The 23,297-nt window shown below is 66.4% G+C and carries 24 protein-coding genes and 1 pseudogene; 17 read left to right on the top strand and 8 right to left on the bottom strand.

What is annotated here, in order from left to right; genetic code table 11:
• Positions 1 to 65 precede the first annotated feature (65 nt).
• The gene (locus ACNKFW_RS13555) at positions 66 to 1,556 is read left to right on the top strand and encodes a SulP family inorganic anion transporter (protein ID WP_147429139.1); all 1,491 of its coding nucleotides are present in this window, start codon (positions 66 to 68) and stop codon (positions 1,554 to 1,556) included.
• 53 nt (positions 1,557 to 1,609) lie between these two features.
• On the opposite strand, the gene ACNKFW_RS13550 is transcribed toward ACNKFW_RS13555, so the two are convergent.
• Complete coding sequence (locus tag ACNKFW_RS13550; RefSeq protein WP_276330390.1) at positions 1,610 to 1,741, bottom strand: hypothetical protein; 132 nt, start codon at positions 1,739 to 1,741, stop codon at positions 1,610 to 1,612.
• A gap of 229 nt (positions 1,742 to 1,970) precedes the next feature.
• Here ACNKFW_RS13550 and ACNKFW_RS13545 point away from each other — a divergent pair, with 229 nt between their 5' ends.
• From ACNKFW_RS13545 to ACNKFW_RS13535, 3 genes are read left to right on the top strand one after another with little or no spacing between them, the layout of a single operon-like run.
• A complete protein-coding gene (locus tag ACNKFW_RS13545) occupies positions 1,971 to 2,780 on the top strand; it encodes an ABC transporter ATP-binding protein (RefSeq protein ID WP_123130282.1) in 810 nt (269 codons plus the stop codon).
• A complete protein-coding gene (locus tag ACNKFW_RS13540; RefSeq protein WP_123130283.1) occupies positions 2,777 to 3,556 on the top strand; it encodes an ABC transporter permease in 780 nt (259 codons plus the stop codon). The genes ACNKFW_RS13545 and ACNKFW_RS13540 overlap by 4 nt, the downstream gene beginning before the upstream one ends.
• A gap of 14 nt (positions 3,557 to 3,570) precedes the next feature.
• A complete protein-coding gene (locus ACNKFW_RS13535; RefSeq protein WP_123130284.1) occupies positions 3,571 to 4,572 on the top strand; it encodes an ABC transporter substrate-binding protein in 1,002 nt (333 codons plus the stop codon).
• Positions 4,573 to 4,620: 48 nt separating this feature from the next.
• On the opposite strand, the gene ACNKFW_RS13530 is transcribed toward ACNKFW_RS13535, so the two are convergent.
• Positions 4,621 to 5,553, bottom strand: a complete 933-nt coding sequence (locus ACNKFW_RS13530; protein WP_123130285.1) for a LysR family transcriptional regulator — start codon at positions 5,551 to 5,553, stop codon at positions 4,621 to 4,623.
• Positions 5,554 to 5,659: 106 nt separating this feature from the next.
• On the opposite strand from ACNKFW_RS13530, the gene ACNKFW_RS13525 reads away from it, so the two are divergent.
• Together ACNKFW_RS13525 and ACNKFW_RS13520 are read left to right on the top strand one after the other, a co-directional pair.
• Positions 5,660 to 6,847: a CaiB/BaiF CoA transferase family protein gene (locus tag ACNKFW_RS13525; protein ID WP_147429140.1), complete on the top strand. Its 1,188-nt coding sequence runs from the start codon at positions 5,660 to 5,662 to the stop codon at positions 6,845 to 6,847.
• 1 nt (position 6,848) lies between these two features.
• Positions 6,849 to 7,802 (top strand): hydroxymethylglutaryl-CoA lyase, encoded by a 954-nt coding sequence (locus ACNKFW_RS13520; protein ID WP_147429141.1) that lies wholly within the window; start codon positions 6,849 to 6,851, stop codon positions 7,800 to 7,802.
• Between the two features lie 127 nt (positions 7,803 to 7,929).
• On the opposite strand, the gene ACNKFW_RS13515 is transcribed toward ACNKFW_RS13520, so the two are convergent.
• A complete protein-coding gene (locus ACNKFW_RS13515) occupies positions 7,930 to 8,883 on the bottom strand; it encodes a LysR family transcriptional regulator (protein ID WP_028710922.1) in 954 nt (317 codons plus the stop codon).
• 166 nt (positions 8,884 to 9,049) lie between these two features.
• On the opposite strand from ACNKFW_RS13515, the gene ACNKFW_RS13510 reads away from it, so the two are divergent.
• The 9 genes from ACNKFW_RS13510 (at position 9,050) to pcaD (ending at position 17,636) form a co-directional block, all read left to right on the top strand.
• Positions 9,050 to 10,243: a muconate/chloromuconate family cycloisomerase gene (locus ACNKFW_RS13510; RefSeq protein ID WP_208852046.1), complete on the top strand. Its 1,194-nt coding sequence runs from the start codon at positions 9,050 to 9,052 to the stop codon at positions 10,241 to 10,243.
• On the top strand, positions 10,243 to 10,533 hold the full coding sequence (catC, locus tag ACNKFW_RS13505) for a muconolactone Delta-isomerase (RefSeq protein WP_028710920.1): 291 nt from the start codon (positions 10,243 to 10,245) through the stop codon (positions 10,531 to 10,533). Before ACNKFW_RS13510 ends, catC begins: the two co-directional genes overlap by 1 nt.
• 73 nt (positions 10,534 to 10,606) lie before the next feature.
• Positions 10,607 to 11,545 (top strand): catechol 1,2-dioxygenase, encoded by a 939-nt coding sequence (gene catA / locus ACNKFW_RS13500; RefSeq protein WP_147429142.1) that lies wholly within the window; start codon positions 10,607 to 10,609, stop codon positions 11,543 to 11,545.
• A gap of 121 nt (positions 11,546 to 11,666) precedes the next feature.
• The gene (locus ACNKFW_RS13495) at positions 11,667 to 13,025 is read left to right on the top strand and encodes a Rieske 2Fe-2S domain-containing protein (protein WP_028710918.1); all 1,359 of its coding nucleotides are present in this window, start codon (positions 11,667 to 11,669) and stop codon (positions 13,023 to 13,025) included.
• Complete coding sequence (benB, locus tag ACNKFW_RS13490) at positions 13,022 to 13,537, top strand: benzoate 1,2-dioxygenase small subunit (protein WP_028710917.1); 516 nt, start codon at positions 13,022 to 13,024, stop codon at positions 13,535 to 13,537. Before ACNKFW_RS13495 ends, benB begins: the two co-directional genes overlap by 4 nt.
• Positions 13,538 to 13,574: 37 nt before the next feature.
• A complete protein-coding gene (gene benC / locus ACNKFW_RS13485) occupies positions 13,575 to 14,597 on the top strand; it encodes a benzoate 1,2-dioxygenase electron transfer component BenC (protein WP_147429143.1) in 1,023 nt (340 codons plus the stop codon).
• Positions 14,594 to 15,379, top strand: coding sequence for a benzoate diol dehydrogenase BenD (gene benD / locus ACNKFW_RS13480; protein ID WP_024846144.1), 786 nt, complete (start codon positions 14,594 to 14,596; stop codon positions 15,377 to 15,379). The genes benC and benD overlap by 4 nt, the downstream gene beginning before the upstream one ends.
• 64 nt (positions 15,380 to 15,443) lie before the next feature.
• A complete protein-coding gene (locus tag ACNKFW_RS13475; protein WP_147429144.1) occupies positions 15,444 to 16,775 on the top strand; it encodes an MFS transporter in 1,332 nt (443 codons plus the stop codon).
• A gap of 63 nt (positions 16,776 to 16,838) precedes the next feature.
• Positions 16,839 to 17,636 (top strand): 3-oxoadipate enol-lactonase, encoded by a 798-nt coding sequence (gene pcaD / locus ACNKFW_RS13470; RefSeq protein ID WP_147429145.1) that lies wholly within the window; start codon positions 16,839 to 16,841, stop codon positions 17,634 to 17,636.
• Positions 17,637 to 17,788: 152 nt separating this feature from the next.
• On the opposite strand, the gene ACNKFW_RS13465 is transcribed toward pcaD, so the two are convergent.
• Positions 17,789 to 19,039 carry a Na+/H+ antiporter NhaA gene (locus tag ACNKFW_RS13465; RefSeq protein WP_024846141.1) on the bottom strand — a complete coding sequence of 417 codons (1,251 nt, stop codon included), beginning with the start codon at positions 19,037 to 19,039 and terminating at the stop codon, positions 17,789 to 17,791.
• A 134-nt stretch (positions 19,040 to 19,173) separates the two neighbouring features.
• Between ACNKFW_RS13465 and ACNKFW_RS13460 the strand changes: the two are divergent.
• Positions 19,174 to 19,347, top strand: a pseudogene (locus ACNKFW_RS13460) (IS5/IS1182 family transposase); the annotation flags it as partial.
• Between the two features lie 41 nt (positions 19,348 to 19,388).
• Here the strand turns inward: ACNKFW_RS13460 and ACNKFW_RS13455 are convergent.
• Positions 19,389 to 20,321, bottom strand: a complete 933-nt coding sequence (locus tag ACNKFW_RS13455) for an IS5 family transposase (RefSeq protein WP_179921185.1) — start codon at positions 20,319 to 20,321, stop codon at positions 19,389 to 19,391.
• A 114-nt stretch (positions 20,322 to 20,435) separates the two neighbouring features.
• On the opposite strand from ACNKFW_RS13455, the gene ACNKFW_RS13450 reads away from it, so the two are divergent.
• Positions 20,436 to 20,654: a hypothetical protein gene (locus ACNKFW_RS13450; protein ID WP_418025535.1), complete on the top strand. Its 219-nt coding sequence runs from the start codon at positions 20,436 to 20,438 to the stop codon at positions 20,652 to 20,654.
• A gap of 977 nt (positions 20,655 to 21,631) precedes the next feature.
• Here ACNKFW_RS13450 and ACNKFW_RS13445 read toward each other — a convergent pair.
• From ACNKFW_RS13445 to ACNKFW_RS13435, 3 genes are all read right to left on the bottom strand, one after another.
• Positions 21,632 to 21,754, bottom strand: a complete 123-nt coding sequence (locus ACNKFW_RS13445; RefSeq protein ID WP_256233631.1) for a hypothetical protein — start codon at positions 21,752 to 21,754, stop codon at positions 21,632 to 21,634.
• Positions 21,755 to 22,275: 521 nt separating this feature from the next.
• Positions 22,276 to 22,491 carry a hypothetical protein gene (locus tag ACNKFW_RS13440; RefSeq protein ID WP_024845902.1) on the bottom strand — a complete coding sequence of 72 codons (216 nt, stop codon included), beginning with the start codon at positions 22,489 to 22,491 and terminating at the stop codon, positions 22,276 to 22,278.
• Entirely contained in the window at positions 22,392 to 23,231 is an 840-nt protein-coding gene (locus ACNKFW_RS13435) for a PepSY-associated TM helix domain-containing protein (protein WP_147429150.1), read from the bottom strand. The genes ACNKFW_RS13440 and ACNKFW_RS13435 overlap by 100 nt, the downstream gene beginning before the upstream one ends.
• Positions 23,232 to 23,297 lie beyond the last annotated feature (66 nt).

The raw sequence follows: 23,297 nt of genomic DNA, 5'->3' as shown, positions 1-23,297 counted from the left end.
ACCCCAAGATCGAAAACTCGACATGCGGCCCCATGCCGGGCCCTGATCGGTCAGGAACGGATGACATGATTTCACTTGATACCTACCGGGCCCAATGGTTCGGCAATATCCGCGGCGACCTGCTGGCCGGGCTGGTCGTGGCGCTGGCGCTGATCCCCGAGGCCATCGCCTTTTCCATCATCGCCGGCGTCGACCCGAAGGTCGGGCTTTACGCCAGCTTTTCCATCGCGGTGCTGATCGCCTTTACCGGCGGGCGGCCGGGCATGATCTCGGCTGCCACGGCGGCAACGGCGGTGCTGATGGTCACGCTGGTGCGCGACCACGGGCTGCAATACCTGCTGGCCGCCACCGTGCTGGCCGGGCTGATCCAGATCGGCGCCGGGCTGCTGCGCCTGGGTTTCGTCATGCGCTATGTGTCAAAATCGGTGATGACCGGCTTCGTCAATGCGCTGGCGATCCTGATCTTCCTGGCGCAATTGCCGGAACTGGACCCGTCCAGGGTCACCTGGCTGACCTATGTTCTGGTCGCGGCCGGGCTGGCCATCATCTACCTGTTTCCGCGGCTGACCAGGGCGATCCCCTCGCCGCTGGTCGCCATCGTCGTGCTGACGGCACTCTCGATGGCCTTCGGCTGGGACGTGCGCACGGTGGGCGACATGGGCGCGCTGCCCGACACGCTGCCGGTCTTCATGCTCCCGCAGATCCCGCTGACGGGGCAGACGCTGCTGATCGTCCTGCCCTATGCGCTGGCCATCGCGGTGGTGGGCCTGCTGGAAAGCCTGATGACGCAGAACCTGGTCGATGAGCTGACCGACACGAAATCGGACCGCAACCAGGAATGCATCGGCCAGGGCATCGCCAATACCGCCACCGGCTTCATCGGCGGCATGGCCGGCTGCGCGATGATCGGGCAGAGCATGATCAACGTGAAATCCGGCGGACGCGGGCGGCTTTCGGCCTTTACCGCCGGTTTCGTGCTGCTGATCCTGGTGGTCTTTCTGGGGGAATGGGTGGCGCGGATCCCGATGCCCGCGCTGGTGGCGATCATGATCATGGTCAGCATCGGCACCTTCTCGTGGTCGTCGCTGAAGAACCTGCGGACCCATCCGCGGTCTTCCTCGGCGGTGATGCTCGCGACCGTGGCGATCGTGGTCTGGACCCACAACCTCGCCATCGGCGTGCTGGCCGGCGTTCTGCTCTCGGGCATCTTCTTTGCTGCCAAGATCGCGCAGCTGTTCAAGGTCACGACCCATCTCACTCCGGGCGGCCGGGTGCGCAGCTATGTGATCGAGGGCCAGCTGTTCTACGGCTCGGTCGAGGATTTCATGGCGGCCTTCGACTTTAACGAGGCGGTCGAGAAGGTGATCATCGATGTCAGCCGCGCCCATATCTGGGACATTTCCTCGGTGCAGGCGCTGGACATGGCGGTGCTGAGGTTCCGCCGCGGCGGGGCCCAGGTCGAGCTCTTCGGCATGAACGAGGCATCGGAGACCATCGTCGACAGGCTTGCCATCCATGACAAGCCCGGCGCGATGGACAGGCTGATGGCGCATTGAGGCAGGCAGGCCGAACAACCTCCGAAGGTCGTCGCGCTTGTCGATGGCCCGGCCTATTCGGCCAGCGTCTGCGACCATGCCGCCTGGGCGGCGGGGGTCGAATCCGGAACGCGCCTTGCGCGCCAGCCATGGGCCGGCTTCGTCGCCTTGCGCGCGTTCCGGCCGATTTCCAGGGTGCCGGTCATCTGGAGGCGTTCTGAAGACGGCGCAGGCAGATTTCAAATAAATAGAACAAAACATATGAAATTATATAATTGTGAGCATGATCTGGCTTCGATAATGTGAGGGGAACCGCATGAGGAGGCCTGCGGTAGGGCAATATTCAGTCAATGCTCGGCATTCAGTCGGGGCATGTCGGATCAACCCGGCATCCCGCCCGGCGATGGCGTGCGCGATGACGGTTAGGGAGGATGAATGCAGCACGCCGTGCGCCTGGACAATGTCGACATCAGCTTTGGAGGGACGGGAAAGACTGTATTCCGCGCGGTAGCCGGGGCCAATCTGAGCGTTGCAAAGGGCGAATTCGTCGCCATCGTCGGCCCGACGGGCTCGGGCAAATCGACGCTGCTGAACGCGGCCGCCGGATTGCTGAAGCCCTCGGCCGGCACCGTCGAGATCCAGGGCCAGCCGCTCCAGGGCCTCAACGGGCGCGCGGGCTACCTGTTCCAGGCCGATGCGCTGATGCCGTGGAAGACCTCGCGCGACAATGTCGCCATCGCGCTGGAGATCTCGGGCACGCCGCGGCGCGAAGCCCTGGAGCGGGCCGAGGAATGGCTGGAAAAGGTCGGCCTGAAGGGGTTCGGGCACCGCTATCCCCACATGCTCTCGGGCGGCCAGCGCAAGCGCGTCGCCATGGCGCAGGTGCTGATCCGCGACCCGGAAATCCTGCTGATGGACGAGCCCTTCGGCCCGCTGGACGCGCAGACCCGGCTGATCATGGGCGACCTGCTGCTGGACCTGTGGCAGCAGGACCGCAAGGCGGTGATGTTCGTGACCCACGACCTCGAGGAAGCCATCGCGCTTGCCGACCGGGTGGTCATCATGTCGACGGGGCCGGACGCCAAGCTGATCGGGGATTTCACCATTCCCCTGGCGCGGCCGCGGGACGTGTCCGAGATCAAGCTGTCCCCCGAGTTCCAGGAGCTGCACCGCGACATCTGGCACCTGCTGAAAGAGCAGGTGCTCAAGGCCTATGGCAACCAGAACCGGGAGGAGCGGGCATGAGCAGAACCGTCCTGACAACCCTGCAGATCCTCGTGGCGGTCGTTGCCGTCGCGCTGTGGTGGGTGATCACCCAGACCTCGATCCTGGGCGATCCGGCGCGGATCCAGTTCTTCTTCTCGACGCCCGCCGATGTGTTCTGGCAGATCGTGGCATGGTTCAGGAGCGGCGAGATCTGGCGGCATCTGTGGATCACGCTGGTCGAGGCGGCGCTGGCCTTCGTCATCGGCGCGGTGGCCGCGATGATCGCCGGGTTCTGGCTGGCGCGCCGGCCCAGGCTGGCCGCGGTCTTCGACCCCTATGTCAAGGCCGCCAATGCCTTGCCGCGCGTGGTGCTGGCGCCGATCTTCACGCTGTGGTTCGGCCTGGGCATCTGGTCCAAGGTGGCGCTGGGGTTCACGCTGGTCTTCTTCATCGTCTTCTTCAACGTCTACCAGGGCGTGAAAGAAGTGAACCGCACCGTGCTGCAGAACGCCCGGATGCTGGGCATGACCGAGCGCCAGCTGCTGCGCCATGTCTACCTGCCCTCGGCGCTGAGCTGGGTGTTCTCCTCGCTGCATGTCTCGATCGGCTTTGCCGTGGTCGGCGCGGTGGTGGGCGAATACCTGGGGTCTTCCGCCGGGCTCGGCTATCTGATCGCGCAGGCCGAGGGCATGTTCGACATCGCCGGCGTGTTCGCGGGCATGTTCGTCCTGTCGGCCTTTGTCCTTCTCATCGACTGGGGGGTGACGCTGGTGGAAAGGAAGCTGCTGGTCTGGCAGCCCGACAACAATCACTGAAGGGAGGAGCAAAGATGACGATGCTCAGGACTATCCTTGCGGCGGCGCTGGTGGCGGGCGCGACGCCTGCGGCGGCCGAAACCGTCAAGATCGCGATCGGCGGGGCCAGCTGCATCTGCTACATGCCCGTCGTCCTGGCCGAACAGCTGGGCCTTTACGAAAAGCACGGGGTCGATGTCGAGCTCGTGGATTTCAAGGGCGGCTCGGCGGCGCTGAAGGCGGTGGTCGGCGGCAGCGCGGACGTGGTCTCGGGCTATTACGAACACACGATCACGCTGGCGGCCAAGCGGCAGGAGCTGTCCTCGTTCGTGCTGATGGGGCGGCTGCCCGGCATCGCCGTGGCCGTAGCGCCCGGCAAGACCGACGAGGTCAAGACGATCAAGGATCTTGCCGGCAAGACCGTGGGGATCAGCGCGCCGGGTTCCTCGACCGACTTCTTCCTCAAATACATGCTGTCGCAGAACGGGCTGGACCCGAATGCCGCCTCGGTCGTCGGCGTCGGCGTCGGCGCCACCGCGGTCGCGGCGCTGGAGCAGGGCCGGATCGACGCGGTGGTCACGCCCGATCCGGCGATCACCCAGCTGCAGAACCGGCATGCCGACCTGCCCGTACTGGTCGATACCCGGAAAGAGGCGGATACCCACGCCCTGTTCGGCGCCGACTATCCCGGCGCGGCGCTTTATACCCGCACGGAATGGCTTGAGCAGCACCCCGAACAGGCCCAGGCGCTGGCCGCCGCCATCGTCGAGACGCTGGAATACATCCACAACACCCCCGCCGAGGAGATCGCGGCGAAGATGCCGCCCAATCTGGTCGGCGCCGACCCGCAGATCTATATCGAATCGCTGAACAACAGCATGGAAATGCTGTCGGAAACCGGGCTGGTGGATGCGAAGGGCGCCGAAGCCGTGCAAACGATGCTGAGCTTCAACCTGCCCGAGGTCGCCGGCGCCAAGGTCGACCTGGGCAAGACCTATACCAATGCCTATGTCGAAAAGGTCTCGGCGCAACGGTGAAGCGGTGAAACCGATGCAAAGGCCCCGTCCGCCCGGACGGGGCCTTCGTCATTCCGCCTCGACCAGCCTTGCCGGCCAGATGCCGTCCTTGACGGCGCGGACGATCAGGTCGCGGATCAGGTCGCGGATCGTCTCGAGCGCGATGGTCGGCGGCCGGTCCGTCTGCTCGCAAAGATAAAGCGTCCGCGTCAGGGTCGGCGAGATGATCGGCCGCCAGTGCAGCCTGCCGGACTTGATCTCCTCGCCCATGAACAGCGTCGTTCCGATGGTGCAGCCCAGCCCCTCGCGGACCGCGCCGGAAATCGCATGAACCGAATTCATCTGCAGCTGGCTGGTCGCATAGATCTGTTCCAGGGTCTTGTGATGGTCCAGCAGCGCCCGCGCCGCCATGCCCTGGCGCAGCATGATGATCTTGAAATCCAGCAGTTCCGATACCGTTACCGGTTCCGACCCGCTGCCGATGATCTCGCGCTTGCCGATCAGGACCAGATCCTCCTCCAGGATCGGCGTGGCCTTGAAGGTGCTGGTCAGCGGCGGATTGTAGGCCAGCCCCAGGTCGGCATCGGCCGAGGACAGATGCAGCAGGGTGGTGCTGGACAGGCTTTCGATCATGTTGAGCTGCAGGTTCGGGTAATCCTCGACCACGACCTTGGCCAGCTGGACGCCGATGGCCTGGATCGCGGAATAGGCCAGGGCCAGCGACACCTCGCCCGAGACATCGTCGCGAAAGGTGGAGAGATCCCTTTTCGCCACCTCGACCGTCTTCAGGATGGACCGGGCATGAAAGTAAAGCCGCTCGCCCGCCGCCGTGGCCTCGAGCCCGCGCGACTTTCGGTGAAACAGCGGCGCGCCGATCTCGGCCTCGAGATTGGAAAGGTGATAGCTCAGCGCGGAAACCGCGATTCTCTCGGCATCCGCCGCCGCAGACAGGCTCTTGTTGTCGTAGATGCTGCAGAAATACCGCAATTGCTTCAGATCCAAGAGCGCCTCGCACTTGTGCTAATCTTTAGAACGTATCTGTAAGTATTATATAATTGTAAGAATAGTCAGGCAATCCTATCCTGTCGCCGATGGTATGGGAGGCCTCATGACTGCCGAGTTCAAACCCCTCGAGGGAATCCGTGTCGTTGAGATGAGCCATATGGTGATGGGGCCGAGCTGCGGCATGTTCCTGGCCTTCCTGGGGGCCGAGGTGGTCAAGGTCGAGCCGCCCGGAGGCGACAAGACCCGCCAGTTGACCGGCATGGGCAGCGCGTTCTTTCCGCTGTTCAACCGCCGCAAGAAATCCGTCGTCCTGGACAGCCGCACGCCGGCCGGCAGGAAGGCGCTGGACCGGCTGCTGGCCTCGGCCGACGTGTTCATCGACAATTTCAAGGACAGCACCCTGCAGGGCATGGGGCTGGATGCCGAAACCCTGCACGACCGCTTTCCGCAGCTGATCTGCGCCAGCCACAAGGGGTTCCTGTCAGGCCCCTACGAGCGCCGGACGGCGCTGGACGAGGTGGTGCAGATGATGTCGGGCCTGGCCTATATGACCGGCCCCAAGGGCCGGCCGCTGCGCGTCGGCACCTCGGCCAACGATATCATGGGCGGGCTGTTCGGCGCCTTCGCCGTCATCGCGGCGCTGTTCGAACGCGGCAAGACCGGCGAGGGGCGGACCATCCGCGTCGGCCTGTTCGAGAACTGCCTGCTGCTGGTCTCGCAGCACATGGTGCAGTTCGAACTGGAAGGCAGGGATCCCGAACCGATGCCCGAACGGGCCTTCAGCTGGCCGATCTATGACGTCTTTGCCGATGCCGAGGGGGGGCAGATCTTCATCGGCGCGGTCAGCGACGGCCACTGGACCCGGCTTTGCGGCTATCTCGGCCTCGACGACCTGCTGCAGCACCCCGAGCTGCAAAGCAGGATGGCCCGCATCAACGCCCGCTCCTGGGTGGTGCCCCTGGTCGCGGCGGCGGTCGCAAGGCGGCCCATGGCCGAGCTTCTGCCCGCGCTGGAGAAGATGGAGATCCCCTTTGCGCCGGTGGCCAAGCCCTCGGACCTGTTTCGCGACCAGCATGTCATGCGGCAGGGCGGGCTCGCCTCGTCCCAGACCGCGGATGGCCGGACCTTCCGGGCGCCGGCCTTGCCGATCGAGATCGACGGCGCCTCGCTGGCCGGCGGGGGCGATGTGGACGGCATCGGCGGGCATAATGCCGAAATCCTCGGCCGTCTCGGCCTGACGCCCGAGGAAATCGCCGCGGCCGCCAAGGCCCCCTCGGGCGAGGCGGCGTGACATGACCGCCCCCGCATCCGCACCGGGCAGGCAAGTCGCCGTGACCGAGGTTTCGCCCCGCGACGGCCTGCAATCCGAGAAAGCCTTCGTCCCGACCGAGGACAAGATCCGGCTCGTCGAAAGCCTTGTCGCGGCCGGCATCCGCTCGGTCGAGCTGACATCCTTCGTCTCGCCGCGCGCCGTGCCGCAGATGCGCGATGCGGCCGAGCTGGTGCGGCATTTCCGCGGCCGGGCCGGGATCCGCTTCAGCGCGCTGGTCCCGAACCCGCGCGGCGCCGAGGCCGCCATCGCGGCGGGAATCGATGCCGTCGTGATGTTCGCCTCGGCCTCGGAAAGCCACAACCGGAAGAACGTGAACCGCTCGCGCGCCGATTCGCTGGCCGGGTTTCATGAGATCGCGCGCCTCGCCGAAGGCTCCGGCGTCGCGCTGCACGGCGCCATCGCCACGGCATTCGGCTGCCCCTTCGAAGGCGACGTGCCCGTCGGCCAGCTGGTCGATCAGGCCCTGCGGTATCGCGATCTCGGCATCGCGCGGATCACCCTGGGGGACACGACCGGAATGGCGACGCCGGGCAATGTCGCGCCGGCGCTCGATGCCCTGCGCAAGGCGGTGCCCGAGGTGAGGATCGCGCTGCATTTCCACAACACGCGCGGCGTCGGCCTGGCCTGCGCCTATGCCGGCCTGCTGCACGGGATCCGCGATTTCGAAGCCAGCGTGGGCGGGATCGGCGGCTGTCCCTTCGTGCCGCGCGCGACCGGCAATATCGCCACCGAGGATTTCGTCTACATGTGCGAGGAATCCGGTTTCCCGACCGGCATCGACCTTGGCAAGCTGATCGAGGCCGCCGGCACCGCCGAGCGTATTCTGGGCAGGGAGCTGCCCGGCCAGGTCATGAAGGCCGGGCCGCGCCTGGCGCTTTCCAGCATGAACGCGGTCAGGACCGCCAATGGCTGAGACCAGCCTCGGGGAGGGCCTGGAAGCTGGCGTCGCTTGCCGGTGCTGATGATGGCATGCCGGCGCGGAAGGCGCGCTTCCGGTGGCAACCGTCGGCGCCGCCATGCGACTTGCCGCCCGGCCCTGCTTACGCGCAGTCCGGCTTGCGGGCTTCGGCAGGGGGCGGGCGAAGGTTGTTGGCTTCGAGCCAGGCCGGATTTTCGGCATACATGTCCCGGATCAGCGTCTTGACCAGGTCGAGATAGCGCGAGTTTTCGCCTGCCCGGTGGCTGAGGATCACCGGGGACACCGCCCGCAGGTCGTCAATCGCGCGATACTGCACGTCGGACCGCATCTGCCGGGCCGATGACGGGATGATGCAGATGCCGGAATCGGCGGCAACCAGGCCAAGGGCGGTCTGGATTTCCCGGACCTCCAGCACTTCGGACGGGCGAATCTCCTCGTCCTGGAGCATGCCCAGAACCTGGTCGGCATAGCTGGGGCGCGGCTCCTTGGGATAGACAATCAGCTTCTGCCCGGCGATGGCGGACAACGGCAGCGGCGCGTCGTCCCGGGCAAGGGGCGTGCCTTGGGCCAGCGCGACGACAAGGCGCTCCTCGCGCAGGACGGTGCCGACGACATTCGGGTCGCTGTGCATGAGGCGGCCGAAGCCGATATCGATACGGCCTTCCTTCAGCGCGGGTATCTGCTGGATCGACAGCATTTCCAGCAGCTGGATGTCCAGCTCGGGCGCGCTCTGGCGCAGCTTCCTGACCAGCGACGGCAGGCCGCCATAAAGCGTCGAGGCCACGAAGCCGATGGACAGCACCCGGTTGCGGTTCATGCCCACCCGGCGCGTCGCATCCTTCATCTGGTCGACCCGTCCCAGCACTTGCAGCGCCTGTTCATAGAATAGCCGTCCCGCATCGGTCAGCTTGATTGGCCGGCTTTTGCGGATGATCAGGACGACGCCCAGCTCTTCCTCGAGCAGCTGGATCTGCCGGCTCAGCGGCGGCTGGGCGATGTGCAGGCTCTCGGCCGCTCGGGTAAAGTTGCGCTCTCGCGCGACGGCGGCGAAGTAGCGCAACTGCCGCAAATCCATCGGAACCCTCCTGTCTGCCAGACGCAGCTTACGCGTTTTCCAGGTATCTTGCAGCGGAACAAACCGCTGATATGCGGGGTAATTCGCATCATAATACCATCAGGGTATGGTATCAAACCCAAACGGTGTTGGACGAAGACATGAGGCCAGCTGCAATCTGCGCGGCATGAACCAGACATTCGCACCCATCGCCCCGACCACCACCATCAGCCCGGTCATCGACCGGATCGAGACCATCCTGGTCGATCTGCCGACCATCCGGCCGCACAAGCTGTCGGTCGCCACGATGACCGGCCAGACCCTGATGCTGGTCAGGCTGCATTGCAGCGACGGCGTGACCGGCATCGGCGAAGGCACCACCATCGGCGGGCTGGCCTATGGCGGCGAAAGCCCCGAAAGCATGAAACTGGCGATCGACACCTATTTCGCCGCCGCGATGCTGGGCCAGGACGCGACCCGCATCCAGGCGCTGATGGCGCGCCTTGGCAAGGCGGTCAAGGAGAACCGCTTTGCCAAGAGCGCCGTCGAGACCGCGCTTCTGGATGCGCATGGCAAGCGGCTGGGCCTGCCGGTCAGCGAGTTGCTGGGCGGCCGGCGCCGCGACCGGCTGCCGGTGGCCTGGACGCTGGCCTCGGGCGATACCGCGACCGACATCGCCGAGGCCGAGCGCATGCTGGATCTGCGCCGCCACCGCATCTTCAAGCTGAAGATCGGCGCCCGCGACATCCGCGACGACATCGCCCATGTCGCGGCGATCAAGCGCGCGCTTGGCGACCGCGCCGCGGTGCGGGTCGACGTGAACATGGCCTGGAGCGAGACCGAGGCGGCCCATGGCATGGCGGCCCTGGCCGATGCCGGCTGCGAACTGGTCGAGCAGCCCGTGGCCACGGCCGCGGGGCTGGCGCGGCTGGTGCGGCGCTTTCCCACGGCACTGATGGCCGATGAATCGCTCTCGGGCCCGGAATCGGCCTTCGAACTCGCCCGCGTGCATGGCGCCGATGTCTTTGCCGTCAAGATCGAGCAATGCGGCGGCTGCTTCAATGCACTGCGGGTGGCGGCCATCGCCGATGCGGCGGGGATCGGCCTTTACGGCGGCACCATGCTGGAAGGCGCGGTGGGCAGCATCGCCTCGGCCCATGCCTTCTCGACCTTCGCCAACCTGCAATGGGGCACGGAACTGTTCGGGCCGCTACTTCTGACCGAGGAGATCCTGCGCGAGCCGCTGGATTACAGCGACTTCGCGCTGACGGTTCCGTCCGGGCCGGGCCTCGGCATCCAGCTGGACGACGAGCGCGTGGCGTTCTTTGCCCGCGACGGCCTGCACCGCAAGACCTACCCCGCCGGCCAAGGAGAGCCATGATGCTGTTCCACGTTCGGATGGACGTGACCATCCCCCGCGACCTGCCCGCCGAGGAGGCGGCCGAGATCATCGCCCGGGAAAGGGCCTATTCGCAGGCGCTGCAGGCCAGCGGCAAGTGGCGGCACATCTGGCGCATCGCCGGCGAATACGCGAATTTCAGCATCCTCGACGTCCGGGACAATGCCGAGCTGCACGAAATCCTGTCGGGCCTGCCGCTGTTTCCCTTCATGAAGATCGAGGTGACGCCGCTGCTGCGTCACCCTTCCTCGATCCGCGAGGACGACCGCTAGAGCCATCATTCCCGAAGGGCCGGCGGAGGAGCCGACCCGTCCCAGTTTCCACGAGAATCCAGGAGGAGAGACCATGACTGTCAAGATTTTCGACCGGCCCGACGTGCAGGCGTTCCTGCGCGAACTCAGCGGGCTGAACAGCGACAGCGGCAACCCGCGCATGAAGCAGATCATCCACCGGCTGATGTCCGACCTGTTCAAGGCCATCGACGACCTGGACATAACCCCCGACGAATACTGGACGGGCGTGGCCTGGTTGAACGATCTGGGCGCGGCCGGGCAGGCCGGGCTGATCTCGCCCGGACTCGGCGTCGACCATTTCCTGGATGAACGGCTCGACGCCATCGACGCCGCGCTGGGGATCGAGAACCCGACGCCGCGCACCATCGAAGGCCCGCTTTACGTCGCCGGCGCCCCGGAATCGGTGGGCTTCGCGCGGCTCGACGACGGCACGGATGCCGACGGCCACACGCTGATCATGCATGGCATCGTGCATGGCGCGGATGGCCAGCCGCTGGCGGGCGCCAAGGTCGAGGTCTGGCATTGCGACACCCGCGGCTTCTATTCGCATTTCGACCCGACCGGAAAGCAGGCGCCGTTCAACATGCGCCGCACCATCATCACCGACCAGGACGGCCGCTACAAGTTACAGAGCATCCTGCCCAGCGGCTATGGCGTGCCGCCCGGCAGCCCGACCGAGGCGCTACTGTCGGCGCTTGGCCGCCACGGGCAGCGGCCGGCGCATATCCATTTCTTCATCAGCGCCGACGGCCATCGCAAGCTGACCACGCAGATCAATATCGAGGGCGATCCGCTGATCGACGACGACTTCGCCTATGCCACCCGCGAAGGGCTGGTGCCGAAGGTCGTCGAGCGCACGGACGAGGAAAGCATCCACGCCAACAACCTCAACGGCCCCTTCGCCGAGATCCGGTTCGACATCCATCTGACCGCGCTGATCGACGGCGTGGACAACCAGGTCAACGAACAGCGCCGCCGCGCCGTCGCCTGACCCGCGTCTCCGGGCGGCCCCTCGGAAGGGGGGGGCGGCCGCCCGGCCCGAACCCACCTTTCATCACCGACATTGGCAGGGACCGGCGCGCAAAACGCGCCTGCCCTGGGGGAGAGAACTCATGTCCGCGATCATCGAAAAGGCACGCGATCTGGAACAGATGCTGGCCGTCGCCGTGCAGGACGACAAGGAAGCCGGCCTGTTCCGCTGCCGCCGCGACATCTTCACCAACGAGGATCTGTTCGCGCTGGAAATGAAGCACATCTTCGAAGGCAACTGGGTCTATCTGGCGCATGAAAGCCAGATCCCGGAACCGAACGATTATTACACCACCTGGATCGGCCGCCAGCCCATCGTCATCACCCGCGACAAGACCGGCACGCTGCACGCGGTCATCAACGCCTGCGCCCACAAGGGCGCCATGCTGTGCCGCCGCAAGCAAGGCAACAAGGGCAGCTTCACCTGCCCGTTCCACGGTTGGACCTTTTCCAACACCGGCAAGCTCCTGAAGGTCAAGGATGCCAAGACCACGCAATATCCCGAGCAGTTCAACAAGGACGGCTCGCACGACCTGACCCGCGTGGCCCGGTTCGAGTCCTATCGCGGCTTCCTGTTCGGCAGCCTGAATCCCGACGTGGCCCCGCTGGAGGAGTTCCTGGGCGAGACCCGCATCATCATCGACCAGATCGTCGACCAGGCCCCCGAGGGGCTGGAAGTGCTGCGCGGCAATTCCTCCTATATCTACGACGGCAACTGGAAGCTGCAGATGGAGAACGGCTGCGACGGCTACCACGTCAGCTCGGTGCACTGGAACTATGCCACGACCATGGACCGGCGCAGCGAAACCGGCACCAAGGCGGTGGATGCCAACAGCTGGTCGAAATCGGTCGCCGGCGTCTATGGTTTCGAGAACGGCCATATCCTGCTGTGGACCAACACCCGGAACCCCGAGGTCCGCCCGGTCTGGAACCGCCGCGAGGACATCGCCGCCCGCCTGGGCGAGGAAAAGGCCGGCTTCATCGTCAACCAGACCCGCAATCTGTGCCTCTATCCGAACGTATTCCTGATGGATCAGTTCAGCACCCAGATCCGCGTCGTGCGCCCGCTTGCCGTGGACAAGACCGAAGTCACCATCTTCTGCTTCGCCCCCAAGGGGGAAAACGCCGAGGACCGCGCCCATCGCATCCGCCAATACGAGGATTTCTTCAACGTCTCGGGCATGGGCACCTCGGACGACCTCGAGGAGTTCCGCGCCTGCCAGACCGCCTATGCCGGCACCGTGTCGCTGTGGAACGACATGTCGCGCGGCGCGCCGCTGTGGATCGACGGCCCGGACGAGAACGCCCGCCGCATGGGGCTGAAGCCGCTCTTGTCGGGCGAGCGCAGCGAGGACGAGGGACTGTTCGTCTGCCAGCACGAATACTGGGCCGGCGTGATGCGCAAGGCATTGGCCGCCGAAAAGACCGGAGAAGCCGCATGAGCCTGGATCACGACACCACCGGCACCAGCCTGGATTACAACGCCATCTGCGCCTTCCTCTATCGCGAGGCGCGCCTCCTGGACGACCGGCAATGGGACGAATGGCTGACCTGCTATGCCCCCGATGCGTCCTACTGGATGCCCGCCTGGGACGACAACGACCAGATCACCGAGGATCCGCAATCCGAGATCTCGCTGATCTATTACCCGAACCGCGAGGGGCTCGAGGACCGTGTCTTCCGCATCAAGACCGAGCGGTCGGGCGCCTCGACCCCGGAGCCGCGCACCAGCCACGCCGTCCTGAACGTCGAGGTGATCGAGGATCGCGGGCCCGAGGTGGATGTCCGCTACAACTTCCACACGCTGAACCACCGCTACAAGGTCACGGACCAGTTCTTCGGAACCATCTTCGTGACCCTGCGCAAGGACGGCGACGGGCTGGTCATCGCCGCCAAGAAGATCGTCCTGAAAAACGACTACATCCGCCAGGTCATCGACGTCTATCACGTCTGACGGCCGCCAGACCCCGCACAACCGCAAGGAGGAGGCGATCATGTGCTACCGCATCGCATTGAACTTCGAGGACGGGATCACCCGCTTCGTCGATTGCAAGCCGGGCGAGAAGGTTCTCGACGCCGCGTTCCGCAACAAGATCAACCTGCCGATGGACTGCTCGGACGGCGTCTGCGGCACCTGCAAGTGCCGCGCCGAAAGCGGCGCCTATGACATGGGCGAGGACTATATCGAGGACGCCCTGACCGAGGACGAGGCCGCCGAGGGGCTGGTGCTGACCTGCCAGATGGTGCCCTCCTCGGATTGCGTGCTGTCGGTGCCCACGACCTCGCAGGCCTGCAAGACCGGCCAGCAGGTCTTCGCCGCCACCGTGGCCCGGATCGAGCCGCATCAGGACGCCGCCGTGGTGCTGGAGCTTGACGTAGAGGACGCCCCCGCCTTCCTGCCGGGGCAATATGTCAACATCGCCGTGCCGGGCAGCGGCGATCACCGCTCCTATTCCTTCAGCTCGGCTCCGGGCGAGCATCGGCTGGGCTTCCTGATCAAGAAGATCCCCGGCGGGCTGATGGGCGGCTGGCTGGCCCGTGCGCAGCCGGGCGAGAGGCTGGAGCTGACCGGGCCGATGGGCAGCTTCTATCTGCGGGATGGCGACGGGCCGCTCTTGTTCCTGGCGGGCGGCACCGGCCTGGCGCCCTTCCTGTCGATGCTGGAGGTGCTGGCGCGGGCCGGGTCGCGGCGCCAGATCCACCTGATCTATGGCGTGACGCGCGATCAGGATCTGGTGCTGGTCGATGAGCTTGCGGCCTATGCCGGCCGCCTGCCGAATTTCACCTACGCGACCGTCGTGGCGGACCCGGCATCCGACCATCCCCGCAAGGGCTGGGTCACGCAGCACATGCCCGGCGACATGCTGGCGGCGGGCGGGGTCGATGTCTATCTGTGCGGCCCCCCGCCCATGGTCGATGCCGTGCGTAACTATCTGGATGAAAACGGCATCCGCCCCGCCAGCTTCCATTACGAGAAGTTCACCCCCAACGCGCCCCTGAAGGCCATCGCATGACCGGGGCCGTCTTCGCGGGCCGCTTTGCGGGCAAGGTGCTGGTCGTGACCGGCGCCGCGCAGGGCATCGGCCGCGCCGTCGCGCTGCGCGCGGCGGCCGAAGGGGGGCGGGTGCTGTTCGTGGACCGCGCCGATTTCGTGGCCGAGGTGGCGGCCGAGGCGGGCGGCGGTGCCGCCGCCTTCACCGCCGACCTGGAAACCTGGGACGGCGCCGATGCCGCGATGCGCCATGCCGCCGAAACGTTCGGCGGCATCGACATCCTGATCAACAACGTGGGCGGCGCGATCCGCATGCGGCCCTTTGCCGAGTTCGAGCCCGCCCAGATCGACGCCGAGATCCGGCGCTCGCTGATGCCGACGCTCTATTGCTGCCATGCGGTGCTGCCGCATCTGGCGGCGCGCGGCGGCGGCACCATCGTCAACGTCTCGTCCAACGCCACGCGGGGCATCCACCGCGTCCCCTATTCGGCGGCCAAGGGCGGCATCAACGCGATCACGCAATCCCTGGCGATGGAGATGGCAGCCCAGAACATCCGCGTCGTCGCCACCGCCCCCGGCGGGACCGAGGCGCCGCCGCGCCGCGTGCCGCGCAATGCCGAGGGCGACAGCCCTGCCGAACGGCAATGGATGGCCGAGGTCGTGGACCAGGTCAAGCAATCCGCCTTCATGCGCCGCTACGGGACCATCCAGGAACAGGTGGCGCCGATCCTGTTCCTGGCCTCGGACGAGGCATCCTACATCACCGGCTCGGTCCTGCCCGTCGCGGGGGGCGACACAGGATGAGCGTCGCGGGGGCGCAACACCGGCCGACCGCGATTTCAATGACAAGACAGGGAGGAGACAAGGAATGCGCAGCATAGATGTGAACGAGGCCATAGACCAAGGCCGGTTCGGCAGCTTTCAATGGAGGGTGGTCGCGCTTTGCGGCGCGCTGCTGGTGGTTGATGGCTACGACGTGTTCGTGGCGGGCACGGTGCTGCCCACGCTGATCGCGGAATGGGGCCTGACCAAGCCGCAGGCGGGCGCGCTGCAGGCCTGGGCGCTGTTCGGGATGATGTTCGGCGCGCTGATCCTTGGCCCGCTGGCCGACCGGATCGGACGCAAGAAAGGCGTTGCGATCAGCTTCATGCTGTTCACCTCGGCCACCGTGCTGACGGGCTTTGCCAACTCGCCCGAGCAGTTCAAGGTCTTTCGCTTCATCGCCGGCCTGGGCTGCGGCGGGCTGATGCCGAACGCGGTGGCGCTGATGAACGAATATGCGCCCAGGCGCCTGCGCGGCACCATGGTGGCGCTGATGTTTTCGGGCTATTCGGTCGGCGGCATGGTCGCGGCGGGCCTGGGCATCGGCCTGATCCCCAGCTTCGGCTGGAGGCCGATGTTTTTCATCGCCGCCGTGCCGCTGCTGATGCTGCCGCTGGTGCTGTGGAAACTGCCGGAATCGCTGGGCTTCCTGATCCGCCAGGGCAAGCAGGACGAGGCGCGGCGCATCTTTGCCTGCATCAACCCGGCCACGCCGCTGGCCGCCGAGGACCGGCTGGTCTTTGCCGAGGCCAAGGGCGCATCGGCATCCGTGGCGGAGCTGTTCCGCCATGGCCGGGCGCTGCGCACGCTGATGCTGTGGCTGTCCTTCTTCTGCTGCCTGCTGCTGGTCTATCTGCTGTCCTCCTGGCTGCCCAAGGTGCTGCAAGAGGCCGGATATGCCGAACGCGCCAGCCTTCTGTCGCTGTTCTCGCTGAATTTCGGCGGCATGGCGGGGGCGATCGCCGGCGGCAGGATGGGCGACCGCTTCGGACTGCCGAAGGTCGTGGTGGGCTTTTTCGCCGCGGCGGCGGCCTCGATTACGCTGATCGGCTTCAACCCGGCGCCGGGGCTCCTGTTCCTGCTGGTCTTCGTCGCGGGTGCCACGACCATCGGCACGCAGATCCTGCTTTATGCCAGCGTGGCGCAGCTCTACAACCTGTCGGTGCGCTCGACCGGTCTTGGCTGGGCCTCGGGCGTGGGCCGGATCGGCGCCATCGTCGGGCCGACGCTGGGCGGGGTACTCTTGGCGCGAGAGCTGCCGCTGGGGCAGAACTTCCTGATCTTCGCGATCCCCGCGGCGCTCTCCGCGCTGGCGATGCTGGTCTTTGCGCTTGCCAACGGGCGCGCTCGCGACGCGACGCGGCTTGCCGCCGCCTGAGCCTCCTCGCAACAAGGCGCGCGGCCCCTCGCCGCGCGCCAAAATCCGCATGAAAGGCCGACCATGCCCTATCTGGACCTGCCCACCCACCGCCTGCACTACCGCATCGACGGAGGGAAAGGGGACAAGCCCTGGCTGACCTTCTGCAATTCCCTGGGCACCGACCTGCACATGTGGGACGCCCAGATGGCAAGCCTCTCAGGGGATTTCCGCATCCTGCGCTATGATCGCCGCGGCCATGGCCGGTCGGGCGCCCCGACGCCGCCCTATGAACTGGCCGATCTGGGCGGCGACGTGATCGCGCTGTGGGACGCGCTGTCCATCAGGCGCAGCCATTTCTGCGGCCTGTCCATCGGCGGCCTGACCGGGCAATGGCTGGGCATCCATGCCGGGGCGCGGCTGGGGCGCATCGTTCTTTGCGCGACGGCCGCCCGGATCGGCAGCGCCGAAAGCTGGCATGCCCGCATCGACGAGGTCCGGGCGAACGGCCTGAGCGGTCTTGTTCCGGCGACTGCGGAACGCTGGTTCACGCCCCGCTTCCGCGCGGCCAACCCTGCCAGCGTCAAGGCGATCCTGGACGGTTTCGCCGCCACCTCGGTCGAGGGCTATGTGGGATGCTGCGCGGCGCTTGCCAGGGCGGATCTTCGCGACCGCCTCCCCGAGATCGCCAATCCGCTGCTGGCGATTTCCGGCAAGGACGATCCGGTCTGCCCGCCCGCCGAATTGGCCGGGATCGCCGAAGCGGTGCGCTGCGGAGGTCACCTGTCCCTGCCAGGGCGGCATATCGTGAGCCAGGAATCCGCGGCACAGTTTGACATCGCCTTGAAGGATTTTCTGACCGCTGCCCCGGGTTGCGCCTGAAGGAATGGCAAGGCCGTATTCCAGGCCTGGCGCCGGTGGTAAAGGATGCGGCCTCGCACCGGCCGCCCCCCTTGAAGTGACGCTGAATCCCGTCCCGATACGATGGGCCCGAAGACCGGCGGAAAGGAGTCTTTCCGCTCGGCCATCCACCGTCACGTCAATCGCCGCACCCGCGCGATACGTCCTGCAAGGATCGCAAGCACGGCGCTGCCAAGGCTGAACAGCGCCCCCATCTTGGCGGCATCCTGCACCGGCCCGGCCGGGAAGGCGACCGAGGCCACGAACAGCGCCACGGTAAAGCCGATGGCCGCGACGAAACCCACCACCGGCAGGTCGCGCAAGCTCATCCCCTCGGGCATGCCGAGATGCAGCACATTGGCCGCAAACCAGCCGAAAAGCGTGATCCCCAGCGGCTTGCCGATCACCAGCCCCGCCAGAACCAGCCAGGTGGGGGCAGAGATCGCGCCGAACTCGACCCCGGCATTGACCAGGCCGAAGGCACAAAGGACCAGCTGCACCGGGATTTTCAGCGCATGTTCGATGGTGTTCAGCAGGTCGGTCGAATGACGCTCGACCTCGGCGAAGATCCCGAAGTCGCGTTCGGCATGGGGGATGGTGGGCACGATCGGCAGCAGGCCAAGCGCCGGGTGCAGGCCCGCGCGGTAGAACGCATACCAGCTTATGCAGCCCGCGATCACATAGGGCCAGGCGCCCAGGTTCCGCCGCATCCAGGTCGAGTTCGGCCGATCCTGCTTGCCACGGTCCAACCGCCTGGGCAGCCAGCAGGCCAGGAACCAGACCGCGACGGCGGCGAACAGCGACAGCAGCAGCCACATCGGCACCACCTCGCCCGTGGGGTAGAAGATCGCCAGGATCGCAAGCCCGCCGGCGTCGTCGGCGATGGCCAGAAGCAGCAGAAAGCCGATGGCCGGGTGGCGCGCGCCGAAGACAATGCGTCCGACCAGATAGGAGAAAGCGATGTCGGTCGCAGTCGGAATGGCCCAACCCCGGCCGACCTCGGCCAGGACGCCCAGCATCCCCGCCAACGCCAGATAGACAAGGACCGGTCCCGCCATCCCTCCAAGCGTGGCGATCAGGGGTGTCAGCGCCTTCTTGCCCCGCAGCGAGCCGCCCGAAAGAATGACCGCCTCCCACACCTCTTTCGCAGCGATGGCGAAGAAAAGTGCCATCAGCATGTCGTTGATCAGGAAATGCAGGGTCAGGACACGGGTGGCCAGGCCGTCATGCTCTTCGATCATGCCGATCGGCGCATCGACCCACAGCGGCAGGTGGACAAGGTGATGATAGCTGTCGGGCGCCGTATTGGCCCAGAGCAGCGCGGCCAATGCACCGCCGACCAAGAGCAGAGAATATTCGGAAACAAAATTCCAGATTCGATACATAGGCGTCCCCCTTTTCGCTGGCAGATAGCAGAGCCAGGGAAACTTGAAAAATCAAAAGATGGTCGGAATCCTGGAGGTTTGGCCATGAGGTGTGATCGAAATCGTCCTCGTCGCGCTTGTTGGATGCGAAGGTCAGCCGCCGCTGCCACAGCGCCATCATCGCGTGCGGTGGCACGGCAATCATCCCGATCCGCAAGACTGGTCGAGCGTGGAAGGAGGACAGCCCAGCCGCCCGGCCCCGGAACAAAACCCTGCGCGCCACGCACCACTCCGGCCGCGCGTTCTGGAAACGATGGGCTCTGTTGCATAACTCAGGTGATGGGCGCGGTTACCCCCTCCCCGGACAGACTTATCCTACAGCTTCCGTGACCGGGATGCCGAGCGCGGTGTAGCCGTTCAGGACGGCGATGCGGATCTGGAACTCGGCGACCTGACGGTCGAAGTCCCTTGCCATGAGCCGCTGGCCCAGCAGTTTGACACAATGCATCTTCGTCTCGATGCGGCTCCGGCGGTGGTATCCACTCCATCGTCGCCACAGGGTGCGGCCGAGATACCTGGACGCCCGGAGGGCCTCGTTGCGCGCGACGGCTCCAGCGGTGATGGTCTTCCAGGTCTTCGCGTTCCTGCGCGGTGGGATGACGGCATGGGCTCCGCGATCTGCAATCGCATCGTGGCACTTGCGCGTGTCGTAGGCGCCATCTGCCGTGACGCTACCGATTTCCTGGTCCTCCGGGATCTGGTCGAGAAGGTCAGGTAGGATCGGCGCATCGCCGACGTTGCTCCCGGTGATCTCGACAGCCCGGATCTCTAGCGTTTCCTCGTCGATCCCAAGGTGGATCTTGCGCCAGACCCGCCGTTTGGGGCCACCATGCTTGCGAGCGTGCCACTCGCCTTCGCCCTCGACCTTGATTCCTGTGCTGTCGATCAGCAGGTGCAGCGGCCCTTTGGAGCCGCGATACGGGATGTTCACAGCCAAGGTCTTCTGGCGGCGGGACAGTGTGCTGAAGTCAGGCACCGTCCAGTCGAGGCCAACCAGACGCAGCAGGCTCTCGACGAACCCGGTCGTCTGCCGGAGCGCCATGCCGAATAGCACCTTCATCGTCAGGCAGCTCTGAATGGCAGTATCGCTGTAGGTCTGCTGGCGGCCACGCCTCCCCGTCGGCACGGCATCCCAGCTCATCTCGGGGTCGAACCAGATCGTCAGCGAGCCCCGGCGCTTGAGCGCTTCATTGTAGGCTGGCCAGTTTCTGGTCCTGTAGGTTGGCGGTGTGGGTCTGCTCATACATCACAGCTACCACCCTGGATTCACGATCTGAATCCCTGACGGGATTTGTGCAACAGAGCCGGACAGGGCCGAGAAGTGCAACGACAAATTCTGGGGGCCGTCCCAGGGGAAATGCAATGGTCTGGTCGACATGCGGATGGCACATCTCTCCCGGCCGGATTCTACAGCTTCCGTATCGAGGAGCAGAATAGCGACGGAAGCTATGTTGCGCGAGATGTCGAAGCTTATAGCCGTGTAACCGGGGTCGAATTGACAGCGAACGGCCCAGAACTTGTCCTGAAAGGTGGCGGTTCTGCGAGAATCGACCAGGTCAGTGCTTTGCGCGAATGATTCGGATTCGACCAGGCATCTTCGGTTGCGGATCGTGGCGCCATTCCAGCGGATCGGACCGCATTGCAGCGGGAGGCCAGCGCAAGGATTTTCTGCTCTCTCTGTCTTCGCAAGTGATGCGCCGCGGGGCAATATTCCATTGCCGCGGCACGGTGACGTGCGATGCAACCTGATCGCGAAATCAGCACGGAACCGAGCGAATGTCCCTTTCACCCATGATCCGGGTCGTCCGCTTGGCCATCGGCATAGCGGTGCGCCGGCCGGTGGCAGAAGTGATGCCGACCCGCACGATCCTTGCCCCGGACCCGCGACACCGGCACCGAACATGCGCCATGCCGCCGGCCCGGAAACCTGGCCTTGCAGGAAGTCTCGGGGCAGCGGGGCGGGGTTCTGGCGTATCATGCCGCAAGGGCAGACCGGCCTATTGCTCGGCGTGTTTCGGCGCAAGCCGATGGCGGGGCCAGGCGTGGGCCGCGCCGGGCATGCCGTCCCGCCGGCTCGGCCGTCCTGCCCATACCCGATGCCGGCAAGGTCCGGGCCACGGCCGAATGGATCGCGGATCCGCCGCAGCCTGCCTGCCCGCCCGGACGGCACAAGCGGTCGCGATCGGCAGGCGCACCCCCCCTACATGGGGCCATGCGCTGTCCGCCAGGCCTGGGAAGCAGATCCGGAAACGCGAACGGAACAAGGGCCGTCGACGATCCTGCCGCCCATTGCGGCGCCGGGCATGTCCGATCCCCTTGTGCCCGCGCTGACTGCCGGCAGTCTCGCCCGCCTGCCACCTTTTCTGGCCCAAGCGTAGACGAGGACAAATGCCCGAGGAAGGGCCGAGGACCGCGGCCGTCCCTGCACCACATGGGATCATGCGGAAATCGGGATCATGAGGGGAAACCCCTCCTGCGCCCCGGCATGAGCCAGAGGACTGATAACGCATGAAAACAGGCGACAACAGGACCGCGCGGCAAGGCCACCGGCGGCTACGGATGCGAAAGCGCCGGCGTGACCAGCAGGATGCCGGTCGCGACCATGGCCGCGATCAGCGTCATTCGCCACCAGGCGCAAGCGCAGGTCAGCATCGTCGCGACCGCGAAAGCCGCCACGGACAGGATGCTCGGCCATGCCGAAACCGCGATTGCGGGGTTTCCCCGTCCCGCCGGGGCCGACCGGGCGGACAGGCCGAGCAGCCCATGCCGGCGATTCGCAACAGCCAGGCCGGGCGGCGGCCGCCTTTTCGGCCGCGCAGTTGCTCGTGATGCCGCGGCATCGCCCCGGCCCGCGCGAGGAACCCCGGCTAGCAAAGGACAAGGGACGGCCGGACCGGCACCCTACGCTCGCCAAGCCCGGCTTTCCCGGAGGCAAGTCCGCGGCTTCGGCGCCTTCACCCGGCCGGGACGGGCCAGCCAGGCGGCATGGGCCAGGCAAGGCCGCACAGGATCGGCACCGGATCGACCGAGGCCAGCACCCGATCCCCCTGCCCCATCGCCTGCAACAGGCTGGACGGCCCGGTCGCCGCCATTCGGCAGCGGCAAGGCCAGAAGCAGCCCGGCGGCCAGGGCCAGCCGCGCGCCCCAGGCTTTCGCGGGCAGGCGCAGGAGGGGCCAGATCGCCGCCGCAAGCCGGATCAGCAAAAGGCGCGGATCTTCTGCAACGCGCGTTCCGGCACATCGGCCGGGATCAGCCGGTTGGCCCGGAAATGGCCCGCCGTGGCCAGCATGGGCCCGGCGATGGCGCCGGTGTTCAGCCGCGCGATCGGCCACAGCCCGCGCGGCTGCGTCTCGGCGCGGGAAGGCCCGGCCGCACGCTTCGACACCGCAAGCACCAGCCCGCTGCCGGCCATGACGGTCCCCGGCCAGCCCGGCCGCAAAGACCAGCCAGCGCAGCGCCGTATCGGCAAAGCGGACGCGAAGCAGCGCACGAAGCGCATGGTTCGCCCTGGTGCCGGCCGCGGCGTCCGGCCGGCCGGGCCGCTGGATCAGCACGCCGCCGAGTCCGTCGAAGCGCATCCGCCCGACCCGGTCCGAGCCCAAGCCGCTCTGCACCGTCAGCGCCGGATTGCGCCGCGGGAGCAAGACGATCTCGGGCCGGGGCCGGCCGGCTTTTCGATGCCGATCCGGCCGACCGGCATGGACCGGGCCACCGCGGCCGGCGCCATAAGCGGGGTCGGCAGAACCGGTGGCGACAGCGCACGCGGCGGGAGCGCCGCCGGGGCCGGGCCGGGCCGCGCGGCGCGGGACGCTCCACCACCAGGGGCGTCAGCCTCGCCGCGAACAGCACCGGCCCGGAAAAGGCGATCACGACATGATAGGGCAGCGTCAGCGCCGTGGCCATGTTGTGCATGCCCTGCCGGGATCGCTGGCCCTTGCCGGGACGGAAGGTGAAGAACGCCTTGAGGCTTTTCTTGTGGGCGATGACGCCGCTGATGATCGCGACGAACATCGCCATGGTCGCGATGCCGAGGATCCAGCGCGCCAGGTTGCGCGGCAGGCCGCAAAGCTCGAAATGAAAGCGATAGAGGAGCTCGCCCCCCGCCGTCTGGCGCGGCGAAAGCGGGGCGCCCGTGGCGGCGTCGGTCGCCATGGCCTTGCCACCGCGCCGCCACGCCTGCGCGCCGGGTTTCGCCCAGGACAGGACGGGCGCCGGGCT

This window comes from Paracoccus sp. TD-10 (genome assembly GCF_048270675.1).
GTDB classification, from domain to species: Bacteria; Pseudomonadota; Alphaproteobacteria; order Rhodobacterales; family Rhodobacteraceae; genus Paracoccus; species Paracoccus pantotrophus.
This window is presented reverse-complemented; position numbering and strand designations above follow the sequence as displayed.

Coding starts and splice junctions, on each gene's coding strand:
- ACNKFW_RS13555 (WP_147429139.1), top strand. CDS start 66: ATGATTTCACTTGATACCTACCGGGCCCAATGGTTCGGCAATATCCGC.
- ACNKFW_RS13550 (WP_276330390.1), bottom strand. CDS start 1,741: ATGACCGGCACCCTGGAAATCGGCCGGAACGCGCGCAAGGCGACGAAG.
- ACNKFW_RS13545 (WP_123130282.1), top strand. CDS start 1,971: ATGCAGCACGCCGTGCGCCTGGACAATGTCGACATCAGCTTTGGAGGG.
- ACNKFW_RS13540 (WP_123130283.1), top strand. CDS start 2,777: ATGAGCAGAACCGTCCTGACAACCCTGCAGATCCTCGTGGCGGTCGTT.
- ACNKFW_RS13535 (WP_123130284.1), top strand. CDS start 3,571: ATGACGATGCTCAGGACTATCCTTGCGGCGGCGCTGGTGGCGGGCGCG.
- ACNKFW_RS13525 (WP_147429140.1), top strand. CDS start 5,660: ATGACTGCCGAGTTCAAACCCCTCGAGGGAATCCGTGTCGTTGAGATG.
- ACNKFW_RS13520 (WP_147429141.1), top strand. CDS start 6,849: ATGACCGCCCCCGCATCCGCACCGGGCAGGCAAGTCGCCGTGACCGAG.
- ACNKFW_RS13515 (WP_028710922.1), bottom strand. CDS start 8,883: ATGGATTTGCGGCAGTTGCGCTACTTCGCCGCCGTCGCGCGAGAGCGC.
- ACNKFW_RS13510 (WP_208852046.1), top strand. CDS start 9,050: ATGAACCAGACATTCGCACCCATCGCCCCGACCACCACCATCAGCCCG.
- catC (WP_028710920.1), top strand. CDS start 10,243: ATGCTGTTCCACGTTCGGATGGACGTGACCATCCCCCGCGACCTGCCC.
- catA (WP_147429142.1), top strand. CDS start 10,607: ATGACTGTCAAGATTTTCGACCGGCCCGACGTGCAGGCGTTCCTGCGC.
- ACNKFW_RS13495 (WP_028710918.1), top strand. CDS start 11,667: ATGTCCGCGATCATCGAAAAGGCACGCGATCTGGAACAGATGCTGGCC.
- benB (WP_028710917.1), top strand. CDS start 13,022: ATGAGCCTGGATCACGACACCACCGGCACCAGCCTGGATTACAACGCC.
- benD (WP_024846144.1), top strand. CDS start 14,594: ATGACCGGGGCCGTCTTCGCGGGCCGCTTTGCGGGCAAGGTGCTGGTC.
- ACNKFW_RS13475 (WP_147429144.1), top strand. CDS start 15,444: ATGCGCAGCATAGATGTGAACGAGGCCATAGACCAAGGCCGGTTCGGC.
- pcaD (WP_147429145.1), top strand. CDS start 16,839: ATGCCCTATCTGGACCTGCCCACCCACCGCCTGCACTACCGCATCGAC.
- ACNKFW_RS13465 (WP_024846141.1), bottom strand. CDS start 19,039: ATGTATCGAATCTGGAATTTTGTTTCCGAATATTCTCTGCTCTTGGTC.
- ACNKFW_RS13455 (WP_179921185.1), bottom strand. CDS start 20,321: ATGAGCAGACCCACACCGCCAACCTACAGGACCAGAAACTGGCCAGCC.
- ACNKFW_RS13450 (WP_418025535.1), top strand. CDS start 20,436: ATGCAATGGTCTGGTCGACATGCGGATGGCACATCTCTCCCGGCCGGA.
- ACNKFW_RS13440 (WP_024845902.1), bottom strand. CDS start 22,491: ATGGCCGGCAGCGGGCTGGTGCTTGCGGTGTCGAAGCGTGCGGCCGGG.
- ACNKFW_RS13435 (WP_147429150.1), bottom strand. CDS start 23,231: ATGGCGACCGACGCCGCCACGGGCGCCCCGCTTTCGCCGCGCCAGACG.